Below are 18,092 nucleotides of genomic sequence, written 5' to 3' on the forward strand. Positions count from 1 at the left end.
TAAAAAAATTTAACCCCCCAATTTTGGGGGGTTAATAATAAAGATCACTTATGTTTAATAACACAGATCAATGTAATTGATGATTACATCATACTGCCGCTACCCATGCCACCGTTTGCGCTTCCCATATCAGTTTTTTCATCCTTGGGTAATTCAGTAACCATACATTCGGTAGTTATCATCAAACCTGCTATAGAAGCAGCATACTGCAATGCAGAACGTGTTACTTTAGTTGGATCTAATATACCCATATCGATCATATTACCGTATTCTTCTGTAGCTGCATTATAACCGATATCACCTTCACTAGCTTTAACTTTATTTGCAATCACAGAGGGCTCTTCACCGGCGTTAGCAACAATCTGACGCAGTGTTGATTCCATTGCTCTGCGTGCTACTTTAATACCCACGTTTTGATCTTCATTATTACCTTTAAGCTCAGCTATACTGTTCGCTACGCGAATTAGTGCTACACCACCACCAGCAACAACTCCTTCTTCTACTGCGGCGCGAGTTGCATGTAAAGCGTCTTCAACACGTGCTTTTTTCTCTTTCATTTCTACTTCCGTTGCGGCACCAACTTTAATAACAGCAACTCCTCCAGCTAGTTTAGCAATCCGCTCCTGTAATTTTTCTCGATCGTAATCAGAAGTAGCTTCATCGCGTTGTTGGTTAATTTGTGCAACACGACTACTGATAAGAGCTTTATCACCCATACCATCGATAATGGTAGTTGTATCTTTAGTAATTACAACACGTTTTGCCTGTCCCATATCTTCTAACTTGGCCTTTTCTAGTTCAAGACCAATTTCTTCTGATATAACAGTACCAGAAGTTAAGATAGCGATATCTTGCATCATTGCCTTACGACGATCACCAAATCCAGGAGCTTTCACAGCTGTAACTTTAACAATACCGCGCATTGTATTTACAACTAATGTAGCAAGTGCTTCACCTTCAACGTCTTCAGCAATAATTAACAATGGTTTCCCTGCTTTAGCAACCGCTTCTAGTACAGGTAACATTTCTCTTATATTTGAGATCTTTTTATCAACAAGCAAAATAAATGGGCTTTCTAATTCAACGATACCAGTTTCTTGCTTATTAACAAAATACGGAGAAAGATAACCACGGTCGAATTGCATTCCTTCAACAACATCTAACTCGTCCTGAAGACCGGAACCTTCTTCTACAGTTATAACTCCCTCTTTACCTACTTTTGCCATAGCTTCAGCTATTAAAGTACCCACTGTTTCATCTGAATTAGCGGATATAGTGCCAACCTGAGCTATAGCTTTGGAATCAGAGCAAGGCACGGACAGCTTTCTTAGTTCCGCCACTGCGGCAACAACAGCTTTGTCGATCCCACGCTTTAAATCCATCGGATTCATACCAGCAGCAACTGCTTTTAGTCCTTCATTAACAATTGATTGGGCTAATACTGTTGCAGTAGTAGTTCCGTCTCCTGCTGCGTCATTGGCTTTAGAAGCAACCTCCTTTACCATCTGTGCGCCCATGTTTTCGAATTTATCTTCTAGCTCAATTTCACGTGCAACAGAAACGCCATCTTTAGTAATAGCTGGAGCACCGAAAGATTTATCAAGTACTACATTACGACCTTTAGGTCCTAAGGTTACTTTAACTGCGTCAGCCAAAACATTTACGCCGCGAAGCATTTTTACGCGAGCGTCATTACCAAATTTTACATCTTTAGCTGTCATTTCTATATTTCCTTGGAATTCGTTTAGTTCAGATAATTTCGCTTGAATTAGAATATTAGAATTAGTCTTCAACAATAGCTAAAATATCGTTTTCTGACATAATTAACACTTCATCATTGTCTATTTTTTCTACCTTCACGCTATATCCTTCGTTGAAAATCACGATGTCGCCAACCTTTACGTCCAGCGCCTTTACTTCGCCGTTTTCCAGAATACGACCACGACCTACAGCCAGTACTTCACCTCTTGTAGATTTTCCTGCTGCAGAACCGGTTAGCACTATGCCACCAGCCGATTTAGCTTCAATTTCTTTACGCTTGACAATAACGCGATCATGTAATGGACGAATTTTCATTGATAGCTCTCCTTAGAAAGTCTGTCTCCTCATTTGAGATGAATGCCAGACACGATATTATGCCTGACTTCATAAAAAATATAATGGGGTCGTTCAAGGATGCTTCAAGGGGTTAAACAATTTTTATGCGCTCTAAATATAATTTGTTGCTAGAAAATAGCGTATTAAAGCATAAAACAAGTAATAAAGGATAAGGATAAAATAGCAATTTTGCATTTGGCGCTGCATTAGCTTCTTACTGCATGCAAAAAGCTGTATTAAAACAACATTTTTACGTGGGGTAAAAAAACCACACTATGGTATTATGAGCTGCTACAATTAAAATTGTCTCATGTATACAGAATAGCTTTGTATAACAAACTAAAATATTGAAGGGCCAAAGCACAGGTATAAGCAGCAAGCTTAAGCTTAAGATGCTGCAGTCAATGTAAATGCAGACACAGGCACGTTTATTTTGTATCATTACGAAAAAATAAAGGAAGTAGATTATTATGTCAATTAAAGTATTACCACCACATATTGCTAATCAAATTGCAGCAGGTGAAGTAGTTTTCCGACCTGCATCGGTAGTAAAAGAAATAATTGAAAACAGTCTTGATGCTGGAGCAACAAGAATTGAAATTAATATCGAACGTGGGGGTACAAAACGCATCAGTATCATAGATAACGGAAACGGTATAGCTAAAGAGGAACTAAAAATAGCGCTGAAACGCCATTCAACCAGCAAAATAACCAGTATGAAAGATCTTGAAAACATCACCAGCATGGGATTTCGCGGTGAAGCGCTAAATAGCATCAGCTCTGTGTCGCGTTTAACACTTACTTCGCGTACGACCTCACAGAACGAAGCTTGGCAAGTATATTCCGAGGGAAGCGACTTAGCGGTAACATTGAAACCAGCAGCACACCCCGTAGGAACAACAATAGAAGTATTAGATTTATTTTATAACATGCCAGCTCGTCGCAAATTTATGCGTACTGAAAAAACCGAATTTACATATATTGATGAAATAATTCGTCGTATGGCACTGTCAAGATTTGACGTAACGTTTATTTTACAGCATAATGGTAAAATTGTGCGTAATTACCTAGCTGTTAGCCAGCAAAGGAAGCATCGGAGCCGGATGATTAAAATTTGTGGTACAGCATTTGTAGAACAATCACTAGAAATATATTGGCAGCATAATAGCAATATAGCTATCCAAGGGTGGATCAGCAATCCAACATGTAAAAAGATAAATATGCAGTACATTTATGTTAATAAGCGAACTATACGTAATAATAAATTAATTAAAAACGCTGTACTGCAGGCTTATCAAGAAAAAATTACTGGTACGCAACATCCTGCATTTGTATTGTTCCTTGACGTCAAGTCTAATAAGGTAGATATTAATGTCCATCCTACTAAAAATGATGTGCTATTTTACCATAATAGGTTAATACATGACTTTATCTACCAGGCGGTAGTTACTGCCTTGCAACACCACAATTTTATTTCAGAAAAAATAAAAATAATAAAAAATAGCCAATCTTCTGGACATAATTCTTTTTCTAATCATGATGATACATTAATATCTTCAGTGTCCCATCCAACAGGATGGATGCCACATGAATTGCAAAAAGAACAGCGTAATATTTTAGAAAAGCCACTAAAGTTAGGAGACGGCATAAATTTAGTTGAAAAAAAACAATATGGCAGCACCTGTAACGATACAATTAAGATTAATGCTACCAGAATAAATAAAAATAAACCAGATATGATATCTGGTAATTATTATAGTTTTGGCCGTATACTAACCTTAATTGCACCCTGTTATGCACTTCTAGAATTAGAAAATAGCTTAGCATTGCTATCACTATCAGTTGCAAACAGATGTTTAATAGAGTACAAACTAACAACAGGTATAATAGATGATACGCTGATCTATCAGCCATTACTAATTCCTTTAAGGATTAATTTATGCAAAGAAAAAAAAATAGTACTAAAATATTATCAGCAAGTATTAAAAAAAATAGGTTTTTCATTCGAATTACATCGAAATCAAGCTACACTGAAAGCGGTCCCTTTACTTTTTAAAAAAAATTTAAAAAACTTGATTACAGACTTATTAGTTTACTTGCAGCTCAATAGAGTAGCAGTTACGCATCAACAAATTATAGTATGGATAACTAATCATTTGCATAAAGAAAAAAAATCAGTAGCCTGGAACTATTATCAAGCAATGCAATTGCTGGCCGATATAGAGCTAATTTGGCCACAGTGGTTAAAAAATGCTCAATATAGACTTCTAGTTACATTAAATGTTGAAACCGCCATTCAAGCACTAAATCAAGATAAAGCACTAAATGAATAAACTAAATCCTCAGAATAAACTAAATCCTCAGGCTATTTTTCTAATGGGACCTACAGCATCTGGCAAAACCAAATTAGTAATAGCGCTATACAAGCAGCTTCCAGTAGATATTATTAGCGTTGATTCAGCGTTAATATATCGTGGAATGAATATCGGAACTGCTAAACCAGACGTTAAACAAATGGCGTTAGTGCCGCATCGTATGATAGATATCCGCGATCCTTTAGATTCTTATTCAGTAGCAGATTTTCGCCGTGATGCTATTAAGGAAATGACAGAAATCACTGAAGCAGGTCGTATACCATTACTAGTAGGTGGAACTATGCTCTATTTTAAAGCTCTACTATATGGATTATCCTCACAATTGCCTCCAGCAAATACCGAAGTACGTTATTACATTAAACATGTAGCGAAAATAGTAGGTTGGAATACATTGCACTTGCATTTAAAAAATATAGATCCTATTGCAGCCAATAGGATTCATCAACATGATCTACAAAGATTATCGCGAGCACTTGAAATTTTTTTTATTACAGGTAACTCTATAACAGAGCTGAGAAAAAAAACAGGTGAAGAAGTATTAAATTATCGAGTACATTCATTCGCTATTGTGCCATTTGACCGTGCATTATTGCATCAGCGTATTGCACAACGCTTTCATATGATGTTAGCTATTGGTTTCGAAAATGAAGTATGTACACTTTTTGCTCGCGGTGATCTTAATAGAGAAATGTCATCTATTAGATGTGTTGGCTATCGCCAGATGTGGTCATATATTTCTAATGAAATAAGTTATGATGATATGGTTTTTAGCGGTATTTGTGCTACAAGGCAGCTTGCAAAGCGCCAAATAACATGGCTACGTAGATGGCCTAATGTTCATTATCTAGATATCGATAACCAGTATAATGCACTTAACAAAATATTAAAAATTATAAGTATTTAATATTAAGTATATTATAAGTATTTAATATTAAGTATTTAATGTTGTGGCGTACATTGTACTACAATTTAATCTAGATATTTTATTATTTTTGTTATGGACAAAAAATAAGCATCTAAGAAAAAATTAGAATTGCTAATATGCTAATGGGAAATCGATAATTTTTGAATGTATTACGTCGGTAACACGTACTTGTTTATTTTAGAAAATTAACATACAAGGTATTACTATGGTAATTTTCTTCATCCTTAATATTTAAACTATCTTAGTGAAGCGAAGCAGAAGCGTATTATAATGAGGTAAAATTACAGAAGCATAGGGCGAACGGTATAAAGAATCAAAGCTTAACTAATAAGCTAAGCTACAGCATAATAAAGATACCACAAAGGAGTAATTTATGCGTAAGCTTATTGTTACTTTCTACATTAATATTTGTGGTTAAATAGGGACAAAGAGGCATTATCTTGCGATTTAGCAAGGTTATCGATGAAAAAATTTCTAATACTGCATATAAATACCATAGCAATAGCAAATTAAAATAATGATAAGAATTATTTACGGTATTCATACCATACAATCTATACTAGAACGTAATCCACAGCGTTTGCTAGATATATATTTATCCCAAAGTCATAAAAATCGCCGTTTACATAAACTTATCCAACAGTTAGATAAAAAAGGTCTTGTTATCAAGATGGCTAGTAGACAATGGCTGGACAAAAAAACTGATGGTGCAGTACATCAGGGTATTATAGCACGTGTGCATGAACTACAGTTTCAAGAAAAAGATCTTTTGTCGTTGCTAGCGCAACAGGCTACACCGCTGCTGCTTATTCTTGATAGTGTTATTGATCCGCATAATCTTGGTGCATGTCTACGCTGTGCTGACGCTGCAGGAGTACATGCAGTAATAGTACCCAGAAAACGCACAGCTCCGCTGAATGCTACTGCTCAAAAAGTAGCAAGCGGTGCTGCAGAAACAGTTCCATTGATTCGAGTAACTAATCTGGCACGCACATTACGCTTGCTGCAAATACATAAGCTATGGATAGTTGGTACTGATGATAAAAATGTTGATCATGATCTCTATAAAAGTAAATTAACTGGACCTCTAGCGCTAATTATGGGGGGAGAAAATAAGGGTATGCGTAGCCTAACTCGTAAATATTGCGATGAACTTATCAGTATACCCATGGCTGGTACGGTTTTTTCTCTTAATGTATCAGTTGCAACAGGTATATGCTTATTTGAAGCAGTCCGGCAGCGAAATAAAAAATAATCTATCTACACCCAAAAATAATTTAATTACGCTGCTATTTTTAGCATTTTACATAAAATTATCGTAATAAATTATCGTAATATTGATCAATAAAAAAAGTTTGTTGCCGTTTCTAACATTACTACCATTAGTGGTGGGCAGTTACTGGTAAATCAACCTTAATGTACAACAATACTTTTGTTCTTCTTTTCAAGATAGTATAATACATTATCAAATTATGTTGAAAAATTCCTTTTCGTTAAAGTGCCTAAATTAAGAAATGATTTAGAGTTATCAACTATGAATGTTCTCTTACCAAAGATTTCAGATAAAAAAGTAATCGTAGGTCTATCAGGAGGTGTAGACTCTTCAGTAACCGCCTGGTTACTACAACAACAGGGATATCTAGTAGAAGGCCTATTTATGAAAAATTGGGAAGAATATGATAATGAGAAATATTGCCATGTAGCAAATGATCTTGTAGATACCCAGATTATCTGCGATCAGTTAGGTATTATATTACATACTGTAAATTTTGCTGCTGAATATTGGGATAAGGTTTTCGTTAAATTTATTGCCGAATATCAAGCTTTAAGAACTCCTAACCCAGATATTTTGTGCAATAAAGAAATTAAGTTTAAAACATTTTTAGATTTCGCTACCGAATCTCTAGGAGCAGATTTTATTGCCACCGGCCATTATGTACGTAGATATGATATAAATGGTAAAATAAGGCTACTTCGTGGTATAGATAAAAATAAAGACCAGAGTTATTTTTTATATACATTAGGTTATACGCAGCTTTCACGTTGCTTATTTCCTATTGGAGAACTCGTAAAAACTGAAGTACGGCGTATCGCCTCTAAACTTCGTCTAGTAACAGCTACGAAAAAAGACTCTACTGGTATCTGTTTTATAGGAAAGCGAAAATTTCGCAATTTTATAGAAAGCTATCTACCCATAGCACCGCAGGGAGCTATTGTTTCTGTTGACGGCCAGCAGTTAGGCTATCATCAAGGTCTTATGTATTATACGCTAGGTCAGCGTAAAGGATTGGGCATTGGCGGTACCCGTAAAGGCAATGAATATCCATGGTATGTTGTGGATAAGGATATTAAAAATAATCAGCTTATTGTAGCCCAGGGAAACCAGCATCCGAGACTGATGTCTACTAGTTTTGTTACTAATCAGTTATACTGGGTAGATCGGGAACCTATTAGGGAACAAATGTATTGTACAGTTAAAACTCGTTCCCGTCAACCTGACATTAATTGTCTTGTAAAACCTATTTCAGACGGTCATTTACAGGTTATTCTAGAGCATCCTCTGGCTGCTGTTACTCCAGGACAATCTGCTGTATTTTACTTAGAAGAACGATGTTTAGGTGGTGGTATAATTAAATCCAATAAACTACTTTCTTACTAACTACTAACAGCGGTATTTTAATTTTGTAGTTTAGCTACAAGCAGCAGTACTGTGCAGTGTCTAGTTGACAGCATTGTCGCTATCCATCCATCAATTATCCATCAGATAATGCGGCCAATATATAATAATTGTAATAATAATATATTGAGCCCAGATAAATTTGCTGTACTTACACCAAATACTATCTCTTCAAGCTAGCTATATTTGTTTAATAAAAAACATCCCATGTTGAATTTTATTGATATTTTTGCTAAATTAACGTTAATGTATCTTTGTGCGCCATAAAAAAATAAAAAACATAAAAATAATAATCATTTAAGGGCTAATGAATAATACCATTGCTGATAATTTAATCCACAATAATGTAGCCATGCATGAAGGCCAGCTTATGGTGCATCTTGAACACGGAATAGGTCGATACGACGGTATGACCACAATTGAAATAGGGGGTATTAAGTCAGAGTATTTGATCCTAACATATGCTGATAATGATAAACTTTACGTTCCTGTATATTCATTACATCTTATCAGCAACTATGACTGCTGTACTGATAATGTGCCGTTGCATAAATTAGGTAGCGATGTTTGGACTAGGGCACGTAAAAAAGCAGCTGATAGAGTGCGGGACGTAGCCTCGGAGCTACTCGATATTTATGCTCAACGCGCTTCTAAAAGCGGCTTCGCTTTTTACTATAATAAAAAAAAATATCAACGGTTCTGCGAACAATTTCAATTTGAACTTACCGTTGATCAGGTTCAGGTTATTAACGAAGTACTGAGCGATATGTGTAAGCCGCTGGCAATGGATCGCTTAATCTGCGGTGATGTTGGATTTGGTAAAACAGAGATAGCAATGCGCGCTGCATTTTTAGCAATTGAAAACAACAAACAGGTGGCCGTATTAGTACCTACTACGCTGCTAGCACAACAACATTTTGAAAATTTTAGCGAAAGATTTGCAAATCTTACAGTAAAGATCGATATTATTTCTCGTTTTCGCAGCGCTAGTAATCGAAATCTGATACTAGATAATACAGCTAAAGGTAAAGTTGATATTTTAATTGGTACCCATATCCTTCTGCAAGGTAAGGTTAAGTGGCACAATTTAGGATTACTAATTCTTGATGAAGAACATCGATTCGGCGTGCTTCATAAAGAGCGCTTCAAAGCAATTAGATCCGATATTGATATTCTAACTCTAACAGCTACCCCTATACCTCGCACGCTTAATATGGCGATGAGCGGCATGCGCAATATATCTATTATTTCAACACCTCCAGCAAGTAGGTTAATGGTAAAAACTTTTGTGTGTGAATATGATGCGCTGGTAGTACGTAAGGCTATTCTCCGCGAGGTGCTGCGTGGAGGACAGGTTTATTATCTATCTAATAACGTAGATAATATTGAAAAAACTGCTAGACGCCTGGAAAATCTAGTACCAGAAGCGCGTATTAACATCGGCCACGGTCAGCTACGAGATCGCGATTTAGAAAAAGTGATGAACGATTTTTATCATAATCGTTTTAATGTGCTGGTATGTACTACCATCATAGAAACCGGTATCAATATAGCTAACGCTAATACAATTATCATCGAACAGGCGAATCAATTCGGATTAGCGCAACTTCATCAATTGCGTGGCCGTGTTGGTCGTTCACATCATCAAGCTTACGCCTACTTGTTAACATCGTCACCTAAATCGCTAAGTAAGGAGACGCATAAGCGTCTGAAAGCAATAGCTTCGCTAGAAGAACTAGGAGCCGGATTTGCGCTAGCAACGCACGATTTAGAAATTAGAGGCTACGGAGAACTACTAGGATCAAATCAAAGTGGTCAAATAAAAGCTATGGGTTTTACACTATATACAAAGATTTTAAAAAATGCGGTAGAAGCTATTAAGTATGGACGTGAACCTTCTCTTGAGAATCTTACTAGCATTACAGATATCGAACTACATATTCCAGCTATCTTGCCAGAAGAATATATTCCCAACGTTAATACTCGTTTATCTTTATATAAACGCATTGCTAGTGTAGAAGATTACTGTGAACTAGAAAAGTTAAAAATAGAAATTATTGATCGCTTTGGTATGATGCCTAAGCAAGCACGATATTTACTAATGATAACAGTTATTAGACAGCGGGCTCAAAGTTTAGGCATACAACGCATTGAGGGCAGTAATAAAGGTGGAGCTATAATTTTTAGCAAAAACAACTGTATTGACCCTACCTATATTCTTAAACTTATAGAGCAAGAACCTAATACTTACCGTCTAGATGGTCCAACCAGTTTTAAATTTATATGTGACTTGTCGAACTTCACAACGAGACTGCAATATATTGACGATATATTGGTAAAACTGCAGCAGCATACGCTAAAAAAGTTGCCATAAAAACAGCATTAATGCTTTATCATGGGACCAAGAGGTTTTCCTCCTAAAAGATGCATGTGCAAATGATAAATTTCTTGTCCTCCGTAGCTGTTGCAATTTACTATTAACCGGTATCCAACCCTCTTGTCTAGACAGGAGCGCTGCTACAGTAAATAAACGACCCAGTACTACTTCAGTATCAGCTGTAACATCGTTGATAGTAGAGATTAGTTACAATTAAAATATGAATAGGTGCCTTAGGGTTAATATCGCGAAAAGCGGTAACAAAATTGTCCTGATATAGGATATCAGCAATAATTTCACGGCGGATAATTTTACTAAAAATATGTCATATAAAATTCATTCATAATTTAAAATTACTTCATCATTCATGCACTAAGTATCTAGGTCGAGGTAATGCTGCATATCTAAATTAAATAGCCGTCCAAAATTCTCAGTAGTAACTTTAGCCAAATTTATCAGCGAAACACCTTTTAGCTTTGCTATAAATTCTGCTATATGACGCACATAAGCTGGTTGATTTTCTTTACCCCGATAAGGGACCGGCGTTAGATATGGGGAATCTGTTTCCAATAGTAGCTGGTCTATAGGAACATATCGTACAGTTTCGCGCAGCGTTTCAGCATTCTTGAATGTAACCATTCCAGAAAAAGAAATATAAAAACCTATATCCAGTAGCTTTTTAGCTGTTATGCGGTCTTCATTAAAGCAGTGAAGTACGCCTCCGCATTCACTAACATTTTCATTACGTAGAATTACAATAGTATCTTCTTGCGCGCAGCGGTTATGTACAATAACTGGCTTCTTTAATGCTCGGCCCACACGAATGTGTTCTCGGAATACCTCCTGCTGCTGCGCTTTATTATCTTTTTGGTAATAGTAATCTAAACCGGTCTCACCTAGCGCTACTACGCTTTTCTCTGAAGCTAGTAGTTGCATTTCTGCAAAATCATAAGGTTCATTGATATTTAATGGATGAATTCCGCAGGAAAACAACACATCATCGCGACAACCTATCATTGCTTTCATATCATAAAAGCTAGACAGAGTCGTACATACCGCCAAAATCAATTTGACATTATGCAATCGTGCTTTTTTAACTACATCAGCTACATTAAGGTGCAAAGTTTTATAATTAAGGTTATCAATGTGGCAATGAGAATCTATTAAAAACATAGTTTAACTCTCTTTACTGGGAATAAATATAATTTTCCACAATTCCATGTTCCCAATTAAGCAGGTAATGGGTTAACAATAATTCGCTATTAGTAACATTTATTTCTTGCAATTGGCGCAGACAATACAGCCATTGTTGCCACTGTGAGTGCAATACAATAGCTGGCCATCGTGCCGCAATTGAGTCCACGAGCAATGTTCTATCTGAATTAACTAAAAATTCCTGTGCTCCCTGTTGCCATTTTAATGCATCGCTCAGAAAACTGAGCAGCCAATATAACGGACCGTTGTCATCTTTATTTAAAGATGGCAATAGTGCTAAAAAATCACTATTGGTATAAGCATTTTGTAGCGCGTCGCATAAATTCAACCGCTCCTGCCATCTTTTAGGCTGTAATAATACCTCTGCTGCAGGTACTGCACCGCTGCAGAGACGCAGAGCAGTACGTGCAGAAAGAAGATCATAATAACCATATTGCTTCAACCATAGGATACCTATACTTTCTTCAGGAGCCAGCAGCGACCAGTATAAACATCTGCTTCTAAGTGTGGGTAACAAACGCAATCTTTTCTGGCAACCTAGTAAAAAATAAGTGTCTTCTGGTGGTTCTTCAATTGTTTTTAATAGTGCAGTAGCTGCTTGTACAGTAAGATAATCGCTTTGAGGCAGCCATACTATTTTTACGCCTCCCTGGCGGGCACGTTCATATACTCTGTCAATAATGGTACGAATACTATTTACTCCTAGTATTTTACTGTCTGTTTCTATTTCTAGTTGATAAAAGTCAGGATGGTTTCCAGACTTCATAAGTTGGCAACTGTGGCAGATACCACAGCTTTTAATACCATTATGCTGCTGACACATCAACCAGCGTATAATTGCATAGCACAATGACAACTCTCCGTTACCTTGCTGACTATGAAGTAGCAAAGCATGATGCCCACTATTTTGCTGATAGCAATTTAATATCTGCCTATATGGTCTGTTTAACCATGGATACCATTTCATTGTGAAGGATAAATATAGTTTAAATCTAAATATAGTTTAAATCTAGTTATTGTGATGTAAAAGCCCTTGTTTTTTTAGCCATACCAGCAATATTGAAATTGATGCTGACGTAATACCTGAAATACGTGAAGCCTGACCTATAGAGCATGGTTTATGATCATTGAGTTTATCTCTGGCTTCGTTAGAAAGTCCAGAAATATCGCTAAAATTTATATATTCAGGAATTTTAATATGTTCATAGCGTATCTGGCGCATGATATCATCCTGCTGACGAGCTATGTAGCCTTGATATTTTATTTGAATCTCAATTTGTTCTGCTACTTTCTTGTCTTCTACAGAAGGACTAAATAAATCAAAATTTGTAAGATTACAATAATTTATCTCTGGTCTACGCAGAAGTTCTTCTCCATTATATTCGCGTATTAGTGGTGATTTAAGCAATAAATTAAGCTTATCTATTCCTTTGCTATAAGGATTAACCCATATATTACGCAAACGTTGTCGCTCTTGCTCAAGAAGTTCTTGCTTTAAACAAAAACTAGCCCAGCGCACATCATCTACCATTTTTAATTTACGACCTATTTCTGTAAGCCGAAGATCGGCGTTATCTTCCCTCAATAGCAGCCGGTATTCAGCACGAGAGGTAAACATTCGATAGGGCTCTTTAGTGCCCAATGTGCATAAATCATCAACTAACACACCTAAATATGCCTGATCTCGCCGCGGTGACCATTCTTCTTTATCTTTAACCAAACGTGCCGCGTTTAGCCCAGCTAGCATGCCCTGGGCTGCTGCCTCTTCATAGCCGGTTGTACCGTTTATTTGACCAGCTAAAAACAACCTTTTTATTAGTTTACTTTCCAGCGTTAGTTTTAAATCGCGTGGATCAAAGAAATCATATTCAATTGCATATCCTGGACGCATAATGCACGCTTTCTCTAATCCCTTTATTGATTGGACAATTTTTATTTGTACATCAAACGGCAAGCTGGTAGATATGCCATTAGGATAAATTTCATTGCTAGTAAGACCTTCTGGCTCTAAAAAAACCTGATGAGCATTACGATCTGCAAAGCGCAGAATCTTATCTTCAATAGAAGGACAATAGCGCGGCCCTACAGAATCAATAATGCCAGCATAAAGTGGACTACGGTCTAAATTATTGCGAATTATATCATGGGTATTTTCGTTAGTATAAGTAATATAACAAGGAATCTGTTGCTGATGTTTGTCATCCGATCCTAAAAAGGAAAAAAAAGGTAAAGGATTATCCCCATGTTGTACCGCCAACTGCGAAAAATTAATACTGCGTGCATCTATGCGCGGTGGTGTGCCAGTTTTAAGGCGATTTACCCGCAACGGAAGCTTTCTGAGACAGTATGACAAAGAAATAGATGGTAGATCCCCTGCTCTGCCACCACTGTAATTATCCATACCAATATGAATCCTTCCATTAAGGAAAGTACCTACTGTGAGCACAACAGCGCTTGCACTTAATTTTGTCTTTGTTTGCGTTACAACACCAACAACTCTATCGACCTTTATTATTAGATCTTCTACAGTCTGTTGGAATATCGTTAAATTAGGTTGTTTTTCCAATGCGCATCTTACAGCCTGCCGGTAAAGAACTCGATCAGCCTGAGCGCGAGTAGCTCTAACAGCAGGTCCTTTACTGTAATTTAGTATCCTAAAATGAATACCTGCCTGATCTATTGCTTGTGCCATTAATCCGCCCATAGCATCAATTTCCTTAACTAGATGTCCTTTTCCGATACCACCTATCGAAGGATTACAGGACATTTGTCCTAGCGTATCAATACTATGCGTTAACAGTAAGGTTTTGCATCCTATCCTCGCTGAAGCCATTGCTGCTTCAGTACCTGCATGGCCACCACCAATAACGATTACGTCAAAATGATCTGGATAAAAAAACAAATTTTAAATACCACCTAACCTAAATTGCAAAAATAATAATGTAATGTGAAGAATATAATTCTTCAAAGAAGATTAATACAAAGTTAATATAACATTAACTAACTAAAATAAAAATCTCTTTTTTAGAATTCTTAAAGAAAAAAATAATTTATTTATAATGGGCACGTAGATACAGCAAACACTGACGCAAATGCTTATCTAACGGAGCTTCTATATGCAATATTTCACCGTTACCTGGATGAAAAAATCGCAGTGCAACTGCATGTAAAAATAATCTATGAAGACCACAACATCTTAGTTGCTGATCGAACGTACTATCACCATATCGTCTATCTAACGCAATAGGATGGCCTGCATATTGAGCATGTACCCTAATCTGATGGGTACGTCCTGTTATCGGACTAGCTAATACTAGCGTTGCCAATTTAAATGGCTCTTTCACTTTAAAACGTGTTTCTGATGGTTTCCCTTTGCTTGTTACCCTAACAATACGCTCTCCTCTAGCAAGAGTCTTTTTAAAAAGAGGTTCTGCAACCTTTTTAAGGTGTAATTGCCACTGGCCTCGCACTAGAGCCAGATAATATTTTTGCATTTTCTTAGTACGTAACTGATCATGTAGTGCAATTAGAGCTGAACGTTTTTTAGCAACTAAAAGTACTCCAGACGTGTCTCGATCTAACCGATGAACTAATTCTAGAAAATGCGCCGATGGGCGCAGAGCACGCAATATTTCAATAACACCAAAATGGATACTACTTCCACCATGCACAGCCGTGCCAGCTGGCTTGTTTAAAACAAGTAGATAATCATCTTCATAGATTACAGCGTCATTTAACGCAGCAAATTTATTACTATATGGTGACAGAGATACTTTATTTTTATATATAACTGGAGGAATGCGTACTTTATCATTATTTTTCAGTTTATATGCATGTTTTATCCTTTTTTTATTTACTCGTACTTCACCTTTACGCACGATGCGGTAAATCATACTTCTTGGCATACCTTTAAGATGCGTATGTAAAAAATTATCTATTCTCTGACCTGCTTCATCTTCTGAAATAGTGATAAAATGTACAAATGTATTTTGTGTCTTCATAAGATATTGTGCTACTTTTTATGTACTTAACTGTAAGTTATTATCAATAAATAAATTTTGCTTGCTATGTGCATTAGCAGTGGCATCATTTACTTTCAATAATTTTTTTTATATATAAATTTTAATTTTTTTTAGTCTAAACGTTGCAATGACGTCAGACAATGGTTATTCGAACATTTCGCTTGCTGCGGAATAATCTATTTTTGCACTTATAAGTTTTTTCCTTTTTTTACTGCAGCATGAATGCAAATCTAAAGTAGAAAAGAGTATACAATGAAAAGAATGTTAATTAATGCAACTCAAAAGGAAGAGTTGCGTATAGCTCTAGTAGATGGACAAAGACTGTATGACCTAAATATTGAAAGTACCGGGCATGAGCAGAAAAAAGCAAACATCTATAAAGGTAAAATTACCCATATTGAACCCAGTTTAGAGGCAGTATTTGTTGATTATGGCGCCGAACGCCACGGTTTTCTTCCACTTAAAGAAATTTCTAGAGAGTATTTTTCTTCTTATGTAAAATCTAATATCAAGGATTTACTACAGAAAGGTCAGGAAGTTATCGTACAAGTAGATAAAGAAGAAAGAGGTAATAAAGGAGCAGCGCTAACTACTTTTATAAATTTAGCAGGTAGTTATCTGGTGCTTATGCCTAATACTCCACGAGCAGGCGGTATTTCGCGCCGTATCGAAGGCGAAAATCGTATTGAATTAAAAGCTGCTTTATCTTCATTGGAGCTACCAGATGGCATGAGTATTATTGTACGTACTGCTGGCTTAGGAAAATCTGCAGCTGCTCTGCAGGGGGATCTAACTTTCCGTCTAAAACACTGGCAGGCTATAAAAAAGGCAGCTGAAGAACGTCCAGCTCCTTTCTTGATTCATCAAGAAAGTAATGTTATTGTTCGTGCTTTCCGTGATTATTTACGATCTGATATTGGTGAAATTTTAATCGATAATTCTAAAATTATGGACCTAGCAATAGAGCATATTACATCACTGGGTCGTCCAGCTCTTATTAAGAAGATTAAACTATATAGCGGTGAAATTCCTCTATTCAGCTATTACAAAATTGAATCGCAGATTGAATCTGCATTTCAGCGTAAAGTACGATTGCCTTCTGGAGGCTCTATTGTTATAGATACTACCGAGGCTTTGACTGCAATTGATATAAACTCCTCTCGTTCAACAAGAGGAGTAGATATTGAAGAAACCGCTTTAAATACTAACCTTGAGGCAGCTGATGAAATTGCCAGACAGTTGCGACTACGGGATTTAGGTGGTTTGATTGTTATTGATTTTATCGATATGGCGCTAGCTAGCCATCAGCGAGCGGTAGAAAATTGTCTACTAGAATTAGTTCTTCAGGACCGTGCTCGTATTCAAATAGGACGTATCTCTAGTTTTGGTCTGCTAGAACTTTCACGTCAGCGTCTGAGTACATCACTAGGGGAATCAAGCCATCATGTTTGTCCACGGTGTGAAGGCACCGGTACTATACGTGACAACGAATCTCTTTCTCTTTCTATACTGCGCCTAATTGAAGAAGAAGCATTAAAAGATAATACACAAGAAGTACACGCTATCGTACCTGTTCCTATTGCATCCTATTTACTAAATGAGAAACGCGGAGCAGTCAACGCAATCGAGAAACGCCATGGCGGTGTGCGGGCGATTATAGTTCCTAACGCTCAAATTCAAACTCCGCATTATGCGGTTTCACGGATCCGTAAGGGAGGAGAAAAAGCACCTACTTTAAGTTATTTAATTCCGCAGTTACATGAAGCAGATCTTCATGAAGAATCAGCTATACGCAAAAAATTAGAGCAGCCGGCACTAACGTCTTTTGTAATTACTGAAGATTTACCGCTAGTTAGTAAAAAAAATTCATATTATAAAAATACCGCAAGTGCATCTAGCAGCCTGTGGGGACGTATAGCAGCTAGTATAGCTGCTAGCTTAAAATATATTCTTGGCACTATACAACAGCGTAAAAATAATAACGCTGAACTATTGATAGTAGAGACATCAGTTAATACGGAAACTCTGTGCAGTAAGGCGCGACAATATCGACGCGATAAACGGCGGCATAGTAAAAATAATGAACTAACAAATGAACTAACATATAGAAATCATGATAGATATCAGCATCATAATTGCAAAACTTGCAGGCAGCTGAATTGTAAAATATGCATTAGCGATAAAAAAAATAATATGCATCGTTCACCACGTGACTTGCAATTGAGCGGCCAACGCCGTCGCCGTATATCTACGGTACCGATTACTAGTGCTGTTATGTCTCCAGAGATAACATCTGGAAAAGTTTGGATTAGTTATCCTGTTACCACTACTAATAAAAAAGAGGAGTAATAAAGTTAATTAGCGTTTACTTAAACAGGCATCGCTGGGTTGGGACCTTATTTTT

The 18,092-nt window shown here is 36.7% G+C and carries 11 protein-coding genes and 2 pseudogenes; 6 read left to right on the plus strand and 7 right to left on the minus strand.

Translation table 11 applies throughout. The annotated features are described in order from the left end of the window. Window positions 1-83: 83 nt before the first annotated feature. Window positions 84-1,721: a chaperonin GroEL gene (gene groL, locus TREMTM_RS01220; RefSeq protein WP_083172654.1), complete on the minus strand. Its 1,638-nt coding sequence runs from the start codon at window positions 1,719-1,721 to the stop codon at window positions 84-86. A 61-nt stretch (window positions 1,722-1,782) separates the two neighbouring features. Beyond that, window positions 1,783-2,076, minus strand: a complete 294-nt coding sequence (locus TREMTM_RS01225; RefSeq protein ID WP_083172514.1) for a co-chaperone GroES — start codon at window positions 2,074-2,076, stop codon at window positions 1,783-1,785. 491 nt (window positions 2,077-2,567) lie between these two features. Between TREMTM_RS01225 and mutL the strand changes: the two genes are divergently transcribed. The 5 genes and pseudogenes from mutL to mfd form a co-directional block, all read left to right on the plus strand. After that, complete coding sequence (gene mutL / locus TREMTM_RS01230) at window positions 2,568-4,430, plus strand: DNA mismatch repair endonuclease MutL (RefSeq protein WP_083172517.1); 1,863 nt, start codon at window positions 2,568-2,570, stop codon at window positions 4,428-4,430. Then, window positions 4,423-5,376: a tRNA (adenosine(37)-N6)-dimethylallyltransferase MiaA gene (gene miaA, locus TREMTM_RS01235; protein WP_083172519.1), complete on the plus strand. Its 954-nt coding sequence runs from the start codon at window positions 4,423-4,425 to the stop codon at window positions 5,374-5,376. Before mutL ends, miaA begins: the two co-directional genes overlap by 8 nt. Before the next feature lie 538 nt (window positions 5,377-5,914). Continuing rightward, the gene (gene rlmB, locus TREMTM_RS01240) at window positions 5,915-6,652 is read left to right on the plus strand and encodes a 23S rRNA (guanosine(2251)-2'-O)-methyltransferase RlmB (protein ID WP_083172521.1); all 738 of its coding nucleotides are present in this window, start codon (window positions 5,915-5,917) and stop codon (window positions 6,650-6,652) included. Between the two features lie 279 nt (window positions 6,653-6,931). Further along, window positions 6,932-8,056, plus strand: a complete 1,125-nt coding sequence (mnmA, locus tag TREMTM_RS01245) for a tRNA 2-thiouridine(34) synthase MnmA (protein ID WP_408065646.1) — start codon at window positions 6,932-6,934, stop codon at window positions 8,054-8,056. 343 nt (window positions 8,057-8,399) lie between these two features. Beyond that, window positions 8,400-10,448, plus strand: a pseudogene (gene mfd, locus TREMTM_RS01250) (transcription-repair coupling factor); the annotation flags it as partial. 8 nt (window positions 10,449-10,456) lie between these two features. Here mfd and TREMTM_RS01255 read toward each other — a convergent pair. The 5 genes and pseudogenes from TREMTM_RS01255 to rluC all read right to left on the minus strand — a co-directional run bounded on the left by TREMTM_RS01255 (window position 10,457) and on the right by rluC (window position 15,667). Beyond that, window positions 10,457-10,773, minus strand: a pseudogene (locus tag TREMTM_RS01255) (HIT domain-containing protein). Between the two features lie 50 nt (window positions 10,774-10,823). After that, on the minus strand, window positions 10,824-11,624 hold the full coding sequence (locus TREMTM_RS01260; RefSeq protein WP_083172525.1) for a metal-dependent hydrolase: 801 nt from the start codon (window positions 11,622-11,624) through the stop codon (window positions 10,824-10,826). Between the two features lie 13 nt (window positions 11,625-11,637). Further along, on the minus strand, window positions 11,638-12,633 hold the full coding sequence (locus tag TREMTM_RS01265; protein ID WP_083172527.1) for a DNA polymerase III subunit delta' C-terminal domain-containing protein: 996 nt from the start codon (window positions 12,631-12,633) through the stop codon (window positions 11,638-11,640). 42 nt (window positions 12,634-12,675) lie between these two features. Then, a complete protein-coding gene (gene mnmG / locus TREMTM_RS01270) occupies window positions 12,676-14,568 on the minus strand; it encodes a tRNA uridine-5-carboxymethylaminomethyl(34) synthesis enzyme MnmG (protein ID WP_083172529.1) in 1,893 nt (630 codons plus the stop codon). Between the two features lie 148 nt (window positions 14,569-14,716). After that, entirely contained in the window at window positions 14,717-15,667 is a 951-nt protein-coding gene (gene rluC, locus TREMTM_RS01275; RefSeq protein WP_083172531.1) for a 23S rRNA pseudouridine(955/2504/2580) synthase RluC, read from the minus strand. Between the two features lie 273 nt (window positions 15,668-15,940). On the opposite strand from rluC, the gene rne reads away from it, so the two are divergent. Beyond that, window positions 15,941-18,037, plus strand: coding sequence for a ribonuclease E (rne, locus tag TREMTM_RS01280; protein ID WP_083172533.1), 2,097 nt, complete (start codon window positions 15,941-15,943; stop codon window positions 18,035-18,037). Window positions 18,038-18,092 lie beyond the last annotated feature (55 nt).

The organism is secondary endosymbiont of Trabutina mannipara (assembly GCF_900090215.1).
Taxonomy (GTDB): Bacteria; Pseudomonadota; Gammaproteobacteria; order Enterobacterales; family Enterobacteriaceae; genus Mikella.